This is a genomic window from Pseudomonas sp. FGI182 (assembly GCF_000511325.1).
Taxonomy (GTDB): Bacteria; Pseudomonadota; Gammaproteobacteria; order Pseudomonadales; family Pseudomonadaceae; genus Aquipseudomonas; species Aquipseudomonas putida_Z.
This window is the reverse complement of sequence record NZ_CP007012.1, coordinates 4017255-4031898: the sequence shown is the minus strand read 5'-3', so window position 1 is coordinate 4031898 and position 14644 is coordinate 4017255. Positions and strand designations below refer to the sequence as shown.

General features: G+C 65.5%; 10 protein-coding genes. 4 read left to right on the top strand and 6 right to left on the bottom strand.

Annotated elements, in window-relative coordinates; all coding sequences use genetic code 11:
• Positions 1 to 25: 25 nt before the first annotated feature.
• Positions 26 to 1312 (bottom strand): aminotransferase class V-fold PLP-dependent enzyme, encoded by a 1287-nt coding sequence (locus tag C163_RS17760; protein WP_025339989.1) that lies wholly within the window; start codon positions 1310 to 1312, stop codon positions 26 to 28.
• Between the two features lie 17 nt (positions 1313 to 1329).
• Entirely contained in the window at positions 1330 to 2676 is a 1347-nt protein-coding gene (gene pvdM, locus C163_RS17755; RefSeq protein WP_025339988.1) for a pyoverdine-tailoring dipeptidase-like protein PvdM, read from the bottom strand.
• Between the two features lie 345 nt (positions 2677 to 3021).
• Between pvdM and C163_RS17750 the strand changes: the two genes are divergently transcribed.
• Positions 3022 to 4641: a hypothetical protein gene (locus C163_RS17750; RefSeq protein WP_025339987.1), complete on the top strand. Its 1620-nt coding sequence runs from the start codon at positions 3022 to 3024 to the stop codon at positions 4639 to 4641.
• A 136-nt stretch (positions 4642 to 4777) separates the two neighbouring features.
• Here the strand turns inward: C163_RS17750 and C163_RS17745 are convergent, their stop codons facing one another.
• From C163_RS17745 to C163_RS17735, 3 genes are read right to left on the bottom strand one after another with little or no spacing between them, the layout of a single operon-like run.
• Positions 4778 to 6196 (bottom strand): efflux transporter outer membrane subunit, encoded by a 1419-nt coding sequence (locus C163_RS17745; protein ID WP_025339986.1) that lies wholly within the window; start codon positions 6194 to 6196, stop codon positions 4778 to 4780.
• A 3-nt stretch (positions 6197 to 6199) separates the two neighbouring features.
• Positions 6200 to 8164 carry a MacB family efflux pump subunit gene (locus C163_RS17740; RefSeq protein WP_025339985.1) on the bottom strand — a complete coding sequence of 655 codons (1965 nt, stop codon included), beginning with the start codon at positions 8162 to 8164 and terminating at the stop codon, positions 6200 to 6202.
• A complete protein-coding gene (locus C163_RS17735) occupies positions 8165 to 9337 on the bottom strand; it encodes an efflux RND transporter periplasmic adaptor subunit (protein ID WP_025339984.1) in 1173 nt (390 codons plus the stop codon).
• A 355-nt stretch (positions 9338 to 9692) separates the two neighbouring features.
• Here C163_RS17735 and C163_RS17730 point away from each other — a divergent pair, with 355 nt between their 5' ends.
• From C163_RS17730 to C163_RS17720, 3 genes are all read left to right on the top strand, one after another.
• The gene (locus C163_RS17730; RefSeq protein ID WP_025339983.1) at positions 9693 to 10169 is read left to right on the top strand and encodes a sigma-70 family RNA polymerase sigma factor; all 477 of its coding nucleotides are present in this window, start codon (positions 9693 to 9695) and stop codon (positions 10167 to 10169) included.
• Positions 10170 to 10337: 168 nt separating this feature from the next.
• Positions 10338 to 10817: a response regulator gene (locus tag C163_RS17725; RefSeq protein WP_025339982.1), complete on the top strand. Its 480-nt coding sequence runs from the start codon at positions 10338 to 10340 to the stop codon at positions 10815 to 10817.
• 72 nt (positions 10818 to 10889) lie between these two features.
• Positions 10890 to 12215 carry an MFS transporter gene (locus tag C163_RS17720; RefSeq protein ID WP_025339981.1) on the top strand — a complete coding sequence of 442 codons (1326 nt, stop codon included), beginning with the start codon at positions 10890 to 10892 and terminating at the stop codon, positions 12213 to 12215.
• Positions 12216 to 12486: 271 nt separating this feature from the next.
• Here the strand turns inward: C163_RS17720 and C163_RS17715 are convergent, their stop codons facing one another.
• A complete protein-coding gene (locus tag C163_RS17715) occupies positions 12487 to 14169 on the bottom strand; it encodes an electron transfer flavoprotein-ubiquinone oxidoreductase (protein ID WP_081742297.1) in 1683 nt (560 codons plus the stop codon).
• Positions 14170 to 14644: the final 475 nt, after the last annotated feature.

Here is a 14644-nt window from a genome sequence, read left to right as displayed (position 1 = left end):
ATGGGCCGCAAACCGGCCCCAGGCCTCACCCGCGAAGGTGCGTCTTCAACACATCGACCAATCGCTCGATCTCCGCCTCGGTATTCAACAGCCCAGGCGCCGTCCGCACCACCGGCCCGACATCCCGCGAAACCGCATCGACCACGATGCGCTGGCTGTTGAGATACCGGGCCACCTCGTCAGCATCCTGCCCCGTGACCCGGAAGAAGGTGAACCCCGCCGAATACTGCGTGCTGCGCGGTGTCACCAGTTCGACCCCCGGCAGCGCCTCAAGCCGCTGCCTGAGATAGCCATTAAGCCCATGAATCCGCGCCTGCACCGCAGCCTTGCCCAACTGCAGGTGCAGCTCGAACGCCTTGCCCAATGCCCAGCGGTGCTCGAAGGCGTGGTAACCCCCGGGCGTCATCACCGTGGCAAAATCCTCGTTCTCGGAAAACGTGGCAATGCTCGGGTTCAGCTGCTTCAGTTCGGTGGACGCCGCACAGATGATCCCGGTACCCCGCGGCCCGAACATCCACTTGTGCGTGCCGGCGATGAAGTAGTCGCAGTTGAAATCGGCAAAACGCATGTCTTCGACGCCGAAGCCATGCACACCGTCGATCACGTAGATGATCTGGTCCTGCTCGTCACGCTGGCGATTGACCTCGCGTACCAGCGCGCCGATCTCGCCCACGGGCAGTTTCACGCCACTGCCCGAGTGCACCCAGGTCATGCCCAGTACCCGTGTTTTCGGCCCGATGGCCGCCGCGATGGTAGTCAGTACCTGGTCGCTGTTGACCTTGGCGGGGTCGTCGAACAGGCGCAACCGGTGCACCGGTGTGCCATCGCGCGTGGTGCGAAAGCCCATGGTATGGCGGGCGGCCGAATGCTCGTGCACGGTGGTGAGAATTTCCTGCCCCGGGGCAATCTTCAGCCCGCCATAGATCAGCCCCAGGCCTTCGGTGGTGCTGCCGGTCAGGGCGATTTGCCGGGGCGTCACTTCGAGGTAGCGGGCCGCCCATTCACGCACGGCGGCTTCGTGCTTCCATTCCGACTGGCTGTCCCAGTCGACCATGCGGGCCGGGTGGCGGTCGAAGCGGGCGCGCAGCGCCTCGATGGCTTCGCGCACGGGCCGTGGGTGCGAGGTGATCAGGAAGTTGGCAAAGTGCGCGTACGCCGGGTCCAGCTCGAACAGGTTGCGAAACCCGGCCCAGTCGCTGGGGGTGGCAGGCTGCGCAGCTGCCGCTCGGGCGGCAGGCAGCAGTGGGCCTGTGAGGGGCAGGGCGGCCGCAAGCAGGCCGGCCTGCTTGAGAAAGGTGCGACGATCGTTCATCAAATGGCTCGCAAGGGTCAGGGGGATGAGGTGGCGACAGGTTGCGCGGCGCGCTGCACCTGCTCCCACACCCGCAGGAAGTTGCCGCCCCAGAGCTTGGCGATATCCGCTTCGGAGTAGCCGCGGCTGATCAGTTCGGCGGTGACGTTGCGTGCTTCACTGGCGTTCTGCCAACCGTCGATGCCGCCGCCTTCGTTGAAGTCCGAACTCAGGCCGACATGGTCGATGCCGACCTTGCGCACGGTGTAGTCGATGGCGTCGCCATAGTCCTTGAGCGTGGCCGGCGGTTCCTCCTCGAGAATGCCGTACAGCGCGTTGGCGTACTGGCCGACCTTCTGCTCGGGCCAGCCGGCGATCACCGGGTCACCGGGCATCAGTGCGTAGTCGAGGTTGGCCAGTGGCGGCAGGTCGTAGCGGGCGCGCAGGGCGTTGAGTTTGTCCTGGGTCTTGCTGCTCAAGGGCTTGAGGTAGGTGGAGAAGGCCACCAGCTGGACCACGCCGCCGCTGTCCTTGATCAGCTGCAGCTCCTTGTCGGAGAGGTTGCGCTTGATGTCGACCATCGCCCGCGGCGCCGAGTGCGAGGCCACCACCGGCGCGCGGCTGAGGGCAACGGCCTGGGCCAGTGCCTTGCTGGACATTTGCGACACATCGATGATCACGCCCAGGTCGTTCAGCCGCTGCACGGCGCGCTTGCCGACCGGCGACAGGCCGTCCAGTGCATCGGCGGTGTCATTGAAGAACGGCAGCGGGCGCGAAGAGTCGGCCCAACTGTTGTTGCCCACGTAGCTGAAGCCGAACATGCGCACGCCGCGCGCGGCCCAGCGGTCGAGCTGGTCGATGTCATCGCCCAGCGCATAGGCGTTGAGCATGCTGAGGAACACCGCGAACTTGCCTTCACCGTGCAGGCGCCGCATGTCTTGCGGGGTATAGGCAATACCCACCTGCTGCGGGAAGTCGCGGACCATGGCGGTGATGGCGTTGTAGCGCACCTCCTGGGTGTGGCGGGCGGCTTCGACGAAGCCTGGGGTAGGGCGGTGCGGGCCACCGTCACCGGTCCAGGACTCTGGCCAGGCGAAGATGGTCAGGGCCGCGCCAGACAAACGCCCGCGTGCGGCCTTGGCCAGGTCGAAGCGGCCGCCGCCATCCTTGTCGGCCTCGCTGCCTTCGGTGCCGAAGGTCAGCGGCAGGGTGACATGGCTGTCGAACGAGATGATGCGTTCCTGCAGGTCGTTGGCCTGGCGGGTCACCTCCCTGGGATAGCCGGCGGGTGTGGCGAAGTAATGCCAGGCGGCAAACCCGGCGCCAGCGGCAACCGCCGCGGCCAGGCTGATAAACAGGGCTTTCTTCCAGCGTGGAGTCGTCATCTTGGTCTCAGTAGGTTCACCGTCGAGGGATGGGCACAGAGGCCGCCGCTACCTGCAGTGAACGAGCTCGCAGCCGGGAAATTTAGCCGCTATCAGGTCGCTGGCGCAGGGCTCTGTAGGAGCGGCCTTGTGTCGCGATAGGGGTGCGCAGCGCCCCCAGGATCTTCGCACCTCTGCAAAATTGCCGGGGCCGCCTTGCGGCCCTTTCGCGACACAAGGCCGCTCCTACATTGACCGAGTTGCCCTCAGGGCGGGGGTGGCAAGCCGCTAAATTTCGCCTGCCGCGCAACGTTCTAGCCTTGGACGGGCCGTGCTCCATGGCCGCAATGAATGCACAGGTATGCAATGACGATTTCCCGACGCGGTTTCATCGCCGGTGTGGCATTGACGGGTGTGGTGGTGCCCGGTGCGCTGGGGGCGCTGTATGTGCAGCGCCAGCGTGCCGCCGAGGAGTTCCCTGAAACCCCTGGCGAGGCCGTCGTCGAGTTGGCCGATACCCGCCTGCAGCAGTTGGGCGATACCCTGCGCGGCATCTGGCGCTGGACCCTGCTGGGCAAGGATGCGGGCCTGGACGGCCTACCCACGGGTGAACTGGAGCTGTTCCTGGATGTGGCAACCAGCGGGCGTGCCCTGCGCGGCTACCTGGATACCCCCGAGCGCCTGCGAGGGCAGGAGGAACCGCGCTACCGCGTGGTAGGCGACCTGTTGGCGGACAAGCCGGGCACCCTGCGCTGGCGTCTGTTTTCGGCCCAGGCCCGCTATGAATGCCATATCGTGCTCGACGAGGTCTGGGGCCGGTTCGGCAACGCCGGGCCGGCCACCCTCAACGGGCGCATTGCACGCCTGGACCGCGCGCTGACATTGCCCGTGGAGGACAACCAGTTCCTGGCCTTGAAGCGCACCTTCCCCGAAGCGCGCGAGCGTACCCCGCTGAACCCGCAACTGCTGGCCTGGCTGACCGCCCCGGAGCATCGCCTGTTCCACCAGCTGTGGCACTCGTCACGGGACAAATGGCACAAACTGGGCAAGGACAAGCAGGGCGCTCTGCGTGGCCTGGGCTGGCAGCCCGGGCCACGTGATCGCGAGCGTGACGCGCGCGGCCGGCACAAGGACCGCAACGGCTCGGGCGAAGACTTTTTCTTCATGCACCGGCACATGCTTGGCAGGGCGCGTGCCTTGCAGGACCTGCCGTCATGGACGCGCTTCCCGCTGCCGCAGCCGGAACTGGAGCGCGACCGGGCCGGATTCGCCCGCTACTTCGACAACCATGACGGCAATGCCTTGCCGCCCACCTGGCTGGCCAGCGGTGATGCGGATTACACCCAGTGGGTGCGCGACATCAAGACGCCGGATACCTTCCATGGCAACTTCCTGGTCTGGGAGTCACGCTACACCGACCCGGAGTACCTGAGCACCTTGACCCTGGGCCAGTTCGGTTCGGAAGTGGAGCTGGGCCTGCACGACTGGCTGCACATGCGCTGGGCATCGGTGCCGCGCGACCCCTCCAACGGCATGCCGGTGCCGACGGCGCGCACGCCGGATGATTTTGCCGAACGCTGGTTCGCCGAACAGAACGATTTTCTCGGTGACCCGTTTTCATCGCATGTGAACCCGGTGTTCTGGCACTTTCATGGCTGGATCGACGACCGCATCGAGGACTGGTTCCACGCTCACGAGCGGCTGCACCCGGGCGAGGTACGGCGCCTGGAAGTCAATGGCGTGCCATGGTTTGCGCCAGGGCGCTGGGTGGAGGTGGCCGACCCGTGGCTGGGGCCGGATACCCATGGCTGCTCGACGGTGCCGGGTTTGCGGCCCGGGCGCAGTGTAGAGATGGACCCGGAGACCATGAAGCTGGCGTTGCGCATCATCTACAGCGATGAAGACCTGCTCGACAAACTGCGGCCCAAGGTACCGCAGCGGCCGTGGTATGCGCGCAACCTGAAGGTGGCGCAGCGCTCGCGTTGAAGCCCCCGAGGCATGCGCCGCCTTTTTGTAGGAGCGGCCTTGTGTCGCGATAGGCTGCGCAGCAGCCTCCGGATTTCAGCGTTGATGCGGATAATGCCGGGGCCGCCTTGCGGCCCATCGCGACACAAGGCCGCTCCTACAACGGGGCGCGCAGGTGTTCTAGTTGCCACCCACCCCCCAATGCCTTGTACAACGCCACGCTACCCTGCAACCGGGCCAGGCGCAGTTGTGCCTGCTGGTCCTGCGCCACATACAAGGTGCGCTGGGTCTCCAGCACGCTCAACAGCGTCTCCGCTCCCGCGCCATAACGCTGCTGCGCCAGGTCGAACGCCAACCGCGCCTGCACCACCTCTTCATCCTGCCACTGCCGCTGGCGGTCCACGCCCTGGATCGCATTGAGCGCTTTCTCGACATCGGCAAAAGCGGCCAGGATGCTGCTGCGGTAGGTCTCCAGCAACTCCATCTGTTCAGCCTCGGCCAGTTCACGCGCGGCACGCAGCCGGCCGTTGTTGAAGATCGGCGCGACCAGGCCGCTGGTGAGGGTGTAGTAGGAGCTGTCGAACAAATGGGCAAAGGTATTGGCGCCAGCCCCCAGGTTGGCCCCGAGGGTGAGCTTGGGCAGCATGGCGGCGCGGGCGACCTGCACGTTGGCGCTGGCAGCGGCCAGCCGTGCTTCCGCCGCGGCAATGTCCGGGCGGCGGGTGAGCAGCTCGCTGGGCACGCCGCTGCCAATGGCGGGCCATTGCAGGGTGTTGATCGCGTCCTGGCTGGTGGGTAGCGCCTGCACCGGGTCGCCGAGCAGGGTCGCCAGGGTGACCCGGCTGTCTTGCCACTTCTGTTCCAGTAACGGCAGCTGGCGTTGCTGCGCGGCCACCAGGCTGCGCTGCTGGGCCAGTTCCAGGCGCGTGGCGGACCCGCTGCGCTGGCGTGCCTCGACCAGGCCCAGCACGTCCTGGGCATTGCGCAGGTTGAGGCGGGCAATGCGCAACTGTTCCTGCAAAGCCAGGCCCTGCAGGTAACTGTCGGCCACCGCGCTGACCAGGGTCAGCGCCACGGTCTGGCGGTCGAAGCGGCTGGCATCCAGGCTGCGCAGGGCGCTGTCACGGGTCGCCCGCAGGCCGCCCCAGAAGTCGATTTCGTAGCTGGCGCTGAGCTGCATGTCGAACGAGGTGCTGGTAGGCTCGCTGCGGCTGACATCCAGCTGGTCATAGCCGTCACCGTGCAGCAGGCGTTGGCGGCTGCCGTCCAGGCCCAGCTTCAACTCCGGCAACAGCGGCGCGCCGGCAATGACCGCGCGGGCCTGGGCCTGGCGTACCCGCGCCGTGGCGGCAGCCAGGTCATGGGCATTGTGCAGGGCGTGCTGTACCAGGCGGTCGAGCTCGCTGCTGGCGAAGGCTTGCCACCACTGTGTCGTTGGCAGTTGTACCGAGGGTGATGCGGCCTCGCCTTGCCAGGCGGATGGCGCAGCGATGCCGCTGGCGGGTGTTCGCGGCGTGCTGCAGGCGGCGAGGCATACGCATAAGGTCAACAGGCTGATGCGGCTAGGCAGAGTCATGGGTTATTCGCTGGTAAGGGCTTTGACCGGGTCGAGGCGGGCGGCCTTGCGCGCTGGCATGAAGCCGAACACGATGCCGGTGACGACGGCGCAGGCGAAGGCGCCGAGCATGGCGGGCAGGGCAAAGGCCACCGCCACTTCGGCCAGCATCAGGCCGCCACCGATGGCCAGGGCCAGGACGATGCCGGCCAGGCCGCCGACCATCGACAGCATCACCGCCTCGCTGAGGAATTGCCGCAGGATGTCGCGCTGGCGCGCACCAGTGGCCATGCGGATGCCGATTTCACGGGTGCGCTCGCGCACCGTCATCAACATGATGTTCATCACGCCGATGCCGCCCACCAGCAGCGAGATCGCGGCGATCGCCCCCAGCATCAGCGACAGGCTGTTCTGCGTGCGCGCCTCGGCCTGGATCAGCGCCGCGTCATTGGTCAGCTCGAAGTCCTGGCGGCCGTTGTGACGCTGGCGCAGCAGCTTGTCGATGGCCGCTTCGGCCTCGTTGACCCGCGTGGAGTCCAGGGCGGCAACGGCGATGTAGTCCGGGTCGCGCTGGCCGAACAGGCGGATGGCTGCGGCGGAGTAGGGCACCACGATGCGCCCGTCGCTGTCCTGGTCGCCAGAGCTGGCACCCTTGCCGGCCAGGATGCCGACCACCTGGAACGGCACATTGCCGATCAGCAGGTACTGCCCCAGAGGGTCGCGCCCAGGGTCGAGCATCTTTTCCCGCACTTTCTGGCCGATCACCGCCACCGCGGCAGCGTTGGCTTCATCGGCATCGGTGTAGAAGCTGCCTTGCACCGCCGGCCAGTTGAAAATCTCGGGGAACCCGGTGTTGTTGCCACCCACATAGAACCGCTGGCTGTTGTTGCCGTGGCGCACCATCATCTTTTCGCCGATCACCGGCATCACGTGCTTGACCTGCGGCAGTTGGCCGATGGCAGCGACATCGTCGAGGGTGATGGTGCCGGCCTGCTCGCCCAGGCTCGCCGGCTTGCCGTTCAGGTAGAGAATGTTCGAGCCGAAGGCTGCCATCTGCGCCATGACCTGGCGCTTGCTGCCTTCGCCCACTGCCAGCATCACCACCACCGAGGCCACGCCGATGACGATGCCCAGCAGGGTCAGGGCGGTGCGGAAGCGGTTGACCCACATCACCCGCCAGGCCGCCTGCAGGGCTTCGAGCAATTCGCCTTTCCACGCCCCGTGCAAGGTCGCGCCACGGTCCAGGCGCTGGCGCAGCTGGTCGGCCTGCAGCCCGCGGCCGTTGTCGACCGTGGGCTTTTCGGCGGCCGAATCGCTGATGATCAGGCCGTCGCGAATTTCGATCACGCGCTGCGCCCGCGCCGCGACGTTGCGGTCATGGGTGATCAGGATGATCACGTGGCCCTGGCTGGCCAGCTCGTCGAGCAACGCCATCACTTCGGTGCCGCTGTGGCTGTCGAGGGCGCCGGTGGGTTCGTCGGCGAGGATGATATGGCCGCCATTCATCAACGCCCGGGCAATCGACACTCGTTGTTGCTGGCCGCCGGACAACTGGTGCGGGCGGTTGCCGGTGCGGCTGGCCAGGCCCAGGCGGCCGAGCAGGGCGCTGGCACGGGCGTGGCGTTCGCTGGCGGCAAGGCCGGCATAGATGGCCGGCATTTCGACGTTTTCCTGGGCCGAGCCCGAGGGGATCAGGTGGTAGCCCTGGAACACGAAGCCGAACGCCTCGCGGCGCAGCCAGGCCAGTTCGTCGCTGCCCAGTTCGGCCACATCCTTGCCGGCGAAGCGGTAGCTGCCGGAAGTGGGGCGGTCGAGGCAGCCGAGGATATTCATCAAGGTCGACTTGCCGGAGCCGGAGGCGCCGACGATGGCGACGAACTCGCCGGGATGGATGCGCAGGCTGATGCCATGGAGGATATCGACCTTGGGCGTTTCGACGCCGCCGTAGGATTTACGGATGTCGACCAGCTCGATCAGGGGTGTGCTCATTCAACCTCCGCTGACGCCGGGGGCGCCGATCACCAGGCGTTCGCCTTCGTTGAGGCCGTCCAGCACCTGCACGCGCAGGCGGTCGCTGAGGCCGGTGCGTACCTGGCGCTGTTCCACCTTGCCGTCGCGGGTCAGCACATGCGCCAGGCGCAGGCCATCGCCGTCGTCCAGCGCGGCCAGTGGTACGGTCAGCACCTGGCTGGCTTTGCCTGCGACAAAGAACACCTGCGTGGTCATCTCGGCCATCAGCGCGCCGTCCGGGTTGTCGACATCCAGCAGCACGCTGTACTGCACCACCTGGCTGCCGGCACTGCCATTGCTGACGCTGGCCGGGCTGCCGCCACCCTGGCTGGCCTGCTCCAGAGGCTTGGGCGGGATCGGCAGCACTTGCCGCACGGTGCTGGTCCAGCGGCGCTTGCCGCCGGCCAGGGTGGTGAAGTAGGCGGTCATGCCCGGGGTGACCTTGCCGATGTCGGCCTCCGACACCTGGGCCCACACGGTCATCGGCGAGAGCTTGGCGATGCGCAGGATCAACGGGGTTTGCTGTTGGGCATTGAGGGTTTGCCCCTCACGGGCATCCACCGCCACTACCGTGCCGTCCATCGGCGCGTAGATGCGCGTGTAGCCCAGCTCGGCCTCGTCGCTGCGCAGGCTGGCCTGGGCCTGGTGGATCTGCGCCTGGAACATGTCGATGCGCGCCTGGGTGACCTTCAGCTGTGCGGCGGCCGTTTGCACGTCCTCGTCGCGGGTGGCACCGGCGGCGGCCAGGTCCCGTTGGCGTTTGAGCTGCTGCCGGGCCAGTTGGAACTGCGCGCGTTGTTCTGCCAGCTGGGCCTTGAGGTTGTCGATCGAGTAGCGGCCGGCATCCAGCCGGGCCTGCTGGGTCGAAGGGTCGATCTCGACCAGCAGCTGGCCTTTGCGTACCGTGTCGCCGACCTCCACATGCAGGGTGTGGATCTGCCCCGACGCCTGGGCACCGACGTCCACGTAGCGCCTTGGTTGCAGGGTGCCCAGTGCGGTGACGCTGCTTTCGATGTCGGCGCGGGTCACGGCAACCGTGCTGAGCGGCTGTGCGCCGTAGGGCAGGGCCTTCCAGGCCAGCAGGCAGCCCAGGCCGAGCAGGCCCAGGCTGCTGAGCAGGAGCCGGCGACGGGTGTTGGTTAAAGGTCTCATGCAGACATCCAGCCGAGGGGGTGCCAGATAGACGAAAGCGGCAGAAGGGGATTTAGCGCAGTGAGTTTGGCGCGGTCTGTGCAGGAGCGGCCTTGTGTCGCGAAAGGGGTGCGAAGCGCCCCCAGGATCTTCGCATCACTGCAGATTGCCGGGGCCGCTTTGCGGCCCTTTCGCGACACAAGGCCGCTCCCACAGACGGGCGCATACACTTGGGGTGGTGGCGGTGTTGCTCCATGCACCTTGTTGCTGAGAATAATTATAATTTGTAAGATCGCACGCTGACATCACTCGGTCCCGCGTTGCTGCCTGAAAGGGCTTTCTGGCATAGGCTGGCAGGACGATCTCAGGTAACGTCGTGGAACATTACTATCGCGAACTGGTGGGCTTCCTTTCCGCGCGCCTGGGCAATCGTCAGGCCGCCGAAGACGTGGCGCACGATGCCTACCTGCGGGTGCTGGAACGCACCGACGCCGAGCGCATCGAGCACCCGCGTGCCTTCCTTTACCGCACCGCGCTCAACCTGGTGGTCGACCGCCACCGGCGGCATCAGGTACGCCAGGCCGAGCCGCTGGAGGTGCTGGACAGCGACGAGCGCTGGCATACCCCGGCGCCGACCCACGACATGCAGCTCGACCAGCGCCTGGCACTGATGCAGCGCGCGCTGGATGAGCTGAGCAAGGTCTGCCGCGACTGCTTCCTGCTGCGCAAGCTCGAAGGCCTGTCACACCAGCAGATTGCCGAACACCTGGGTATTTCCCGCAGCCTGGTGGAGAAGCACATCGTCAATGCCATGAAGCACTGCCGGGTGCGCATGCGCGAGTGGGAATCCTGATCGCCGGGTTGAATGCAGATGAAAATTCCGTCAGTCGATCACTTGATTTCCACGGTTTTCCAGACTTCTATCAAATAAGACCCCTGCCAGGCGTAGCCTTGGCAGCAGCCGTTACTGGCGCAGTATGGTCATGGAGCCTACCCATTACCCAACTGCCCAGGTCCCGCCATGGCCAACAAGACCCTGCGCATCCTCATCGCCGACGCACACCCCTGCCAGCGCCTGCAACTGGAGCGGCTGCTCAACGGCCTGGGTTACTACCGGATAGCGCCAGTGGACAGCTTCGAGGAGCTGCAGCGCCTGGTGCTGAGTGCCTTGCAGCCTTTCCACCTGCTGTTGGGCAATATCGAGCTGGCCAGCCATGTCGGGGTCGACCTGGCGCGCTTCTGCCGCGTCAGCACGCAGATCCAGCACGCCCTGCTTTATCACTCTACCCAGTTGCAAGTGCCCTTGGTGCCGCAGACCGAGCGCCAGGCCGTCAGCCTGAGCCTGCCCCAGGTGCCGGACAACGAGGCACTGGAGGCGTTCATGGCGATCATCGATACGCCGCTGCTGGTCGGCAAGCTGCCGCTGCCGGGTGCCATGCCGGCTGCCACGGTGCGGCGACGGCCGAAGGCCAATTTCGTCAACACCATGTTCAACCGCTAAAGCCGCAGTGGGCAGGGCAAGGGGGCAGCTATTTGCTATCCTCTTGCCCTTTGCCGATTTGCGGACCCTGCCATGACTGCCATCGATACCGCTCGCCCGCCCCGGTTCAGCCGCGGCGACCACCGGACCCTGGGCCTGGCGGCGTTGGGCGGCGCGCTGGAAATCTACGACTTCATCATCTTCGTATTCTTTGCGCTGACCCTCAGCCAGCTGTTCTTCCCGCCCGAGATGCCCGAATGGCTGCGCCTGCTGCAAAGCTTCGGAATCTTCGTCACCGGCTACCTGGCGCGGCCGCTGGGCGGCATCCTGATGGCGCACTTCGCCGACCACCTGGGACGCAAGCGGGTCTTCAGCCTGAGCATCCTGATGATGGCCCTGCCGTGCCTGTTGATCGGGGTGATGCCGACCTACGCCGATATCGGCTATGCCGCGCCGCTGATCCTGCTGGCACTGCGTATCCTGCAGGGCGCGGCGGTGGGCGGCGAGGTGCCGAGCGCCTGGACTTTCGTCGCCGAGCACGCGCCAGCCGGGCGGCGCGGTTATGCCCTGGGCTTCCTGCAGGCCGGCCTGACCTTTGGCTATCTGCTGGGGGCACTGACCGCGACCTTGCTGGCGCAAGTGTTCACCCCGCAGGAAATCCTCGACTACGCCTGGCGCTACCCGTTCCTGCTCGGCGGGGTATTCGGCGTGATCGGCGTGTGGCTGCGTCGTTGGCTCAGCGAAACACCGGTGTTCCTTGCCTTGCGCGCGCGCCAGGAGCAGCCGGTGAGCTTTCCGCTGCGGCGGGTGCTGGGCGAACACCGCCGGGCGTTGATCCCGGCGGCGCTGCTGACCTGCGTGCTGACTTCCGCCGTGGTGGTGCTGGTGGTGATTACCCCGACAGTGATGCAGCAGCGCTTCGGCATGAGTGCCGGGCACACCTTTGCCCTTAGCAGCGTGGGCATCGTCTTCCTCAACATCGGCTGCGTGCTCGCCGGGCTGCTGGTCGACCGTGCAGGCGCCTGGCGCGCACTGATGTTCTACAGCCTGTTGCTGCCGGTGGGCATCGGCGCGTTGTATGCCAGCCTGGTGGGGCAGTGGGGCATGACCTGGCTGGCCTATGCGCTGGCGGGCCTGTCCTGCGGCGTGGTGGGCGTGGTGCCGTCAGTGATGGTCGGGTTGTTCCCGGCCGAGATCCGCGTGTCGGGCATCTCCTTTACCTATAACGTGGCCTACGCGCTTTGGGCCAGCACCACACCGCTGGCGCTGATTGCGCTGATGCCGTGGAGCCCGTGGGTGTGTGTCGGCTTTTGTCTGGTCATGGGTACGGTGGGGTTGCTGACGGCCTTGTATTTCGGGCGTCGGGAGCCATTGGCGTTTGCCGCGGAACCGATGCCCATCATGTGTGGTGACAAATGAGCGTGTAATGGTCTTGGGGGGGGCTGAGACAGACTTCCTGAGCCGGCACCACAGTGGGATGGCACGCGGACTTTGTAGGAGCGGCCTTGTGTCGCGATGGGCTGCGCAGCAGCCCCAGGACCTATGCTCCAGCGCAAACCATCGGGGCTGCTGCGCAGCCCATCGCGACACAAGGCTGCTCCTACACGGGCCAGTACAGCCAGAACAGGTAAAACAAAAAGCCCCCGGCTCGTGAGAACCGGGGGCTTTTCGTTAGCGCAGGGCAGGGGCCTTACATGTTCGGGTAGTTCGGCCCGCCAGCGCCTTCAGGGGTGACCCAGGTGATGTTCTGGGCCGGGTCCTTGATGTCGCAGGTCTTGCAGTGCACGCAGTTCTGCGCGTTGATCTGGAAGCGCTTGTTGCCATCCTCCTGAGTGACCACTTCGTACACGCCCGCCGGGCAGTAGCGCTGGGCCGGCTCGTCGTACAGCGGCAGGTTGCTGGCGATCGGCACGTTCGGGTCGGTAAGTTTCAGGTGGCAGGGTTGTTCCTCTTCGTGGTTGGTGCTGGAGAGGAATACCGAACTGAGCTTGTCGAAGCTGAGCTTGCCGTCCGGTTTCGGGTAGTCGATCTTCTGCGACTCGGCCGCCAGCTTCAGGCAGGCGTAGTCCGGCTTGGTGTCGTGCAGGGTGAACGGCAGCTTGCCGCCGAACCAGTTCTGGTCCACATAGTTGAACGCCGCGCCCAGCAGCGGGCCGAACTTGTGCATGGCCGGGCCGAAGTTGCGGCTGGCGAACAGCTCCTCGTACAGCCAGCTGGCCTTGAAGGCGCTGACGTAGCCGTTGAGCTGGTCACCGCCTTCGCTGCCGGCGAGCAGTGCGTCAGCCACCGCTTCGGCGGCCAGCATGCCGGACTTCATCGCGGTGTGGCTGCCCTTGATCTTGGCGAAGTTCAGGGTGCCCAGGTCGCAGCCGATCAGCGCGCCGCCGTTGAAGACCATCTTCGGCAGCGAGTTGAAGCCGCCCTTGCAGATGGCACGGGCACCGTAGCTGATGCGCTTGCCGCCTTCGAGATATTGCGCCATCACCGGGTGGTGCTTGAGGCGCTGGAACTCGTCGAACGGCGACAGGTACGGGTTGGCATAGGACAGGTCGACGATCAGGCCGACCACCACCTGGTTGTTTTCCAGGTGATAGAGGAACGAACCACCGGTGTTGTCCTTGGCCATCACGTCCAGCGGCCAGCCGGCGGTGTGCACCACCAGGCCCTGCTCGTGCTTGGCCGGGTCGATTTCCCAGATTTCCTTCAGGCCGATGCCGTAGTGCTGCACATCGGATTCGCTATCCAGGTTGAAGCGCTTGATCAGCTGCTTGCCGATGTGGCCACGGCAGCCTTCGGCGAACAGGGTGTACTTGCCACGCAGCTCCATGCCAGGGGTGTACATGCCGTCTTTCGGGTTGCCTTCGCGGTCGACGCCCATGTCGCCGGTGACAATGCCGCGCACCACGCCGTTTTCATCGAACAGCGCTTCCTGGGCGGCGAAGCCCGGGTAGACTTCCACTCCCAGGTTCTCTGCCTGCTGGGCCAGCCAGCGGCACAGGTTGCCCAGCGAGATGATGTAGTTGCCCTGGTTGTGCATGGTCTTGGGCACGAACAGGTCAGGCACCTTGGTCGAACTGCCGGCATCCTTGAGCACGTAGATGTCGTCACGCTTCACTTCGGTGTTCAGCGGCGCGCCGAGCTCTTTCCAGTCTGGGAACAGCTCGTTCAGGGCACGGGGTTCGAACACCGCGCCGGAGAGGATGTGGGCGCCGACTTCAGAGCCTTTTTCCACCACGCAGACGCTGATTTCGCTACCGGCTTCGGCGGCCTTCTGCTTCAGGCGGCAGGCGGCGGACAGGCCCGCCGGGCCGGCGCCGACGATGACCACGTCGAATTCCATGTATTCGCGTTCCACTGGTTCTCTCCTACTCATCAAGGCTCGTGCTGTTGCTTTGTCTTATGGGTGCGCGGGGCATTCGCAGCGGTTCTACGCAACGGCGGAACTGTAGCTGGGCAAATGACGGACTACACCGTTTTGTCTTGGCCGCGCATTATATCTACACCACTTGGCGGGTCCAATACAAACGTTTGTTTGAATTTGCCGCAGGCCAGTAAAATCACAGGAACGCGGCTGGAGGGTGACCGATTTGCCGTATTGACCGGATTGGGTGTTACGGTCAAGATACGAGCGGTTTTACGTTCGCCGTAGGCTTGCAGCCGGGCGCAGGTACACCTCTAAAGACCAGGTGTGGAGCAGGGTTTTGCGGCCTTTGGCCGGTTTGTAGTGGAGTTTACACGCCACGACAGAAAATGACCCGTGAGTATTTGTCGCAAGAGTCCGGACAAGACTGTTCGGTCACTGTGAAGTTACCGCCTCCCGGTACGTTTTTAGAGGTGCCCTTGTACCC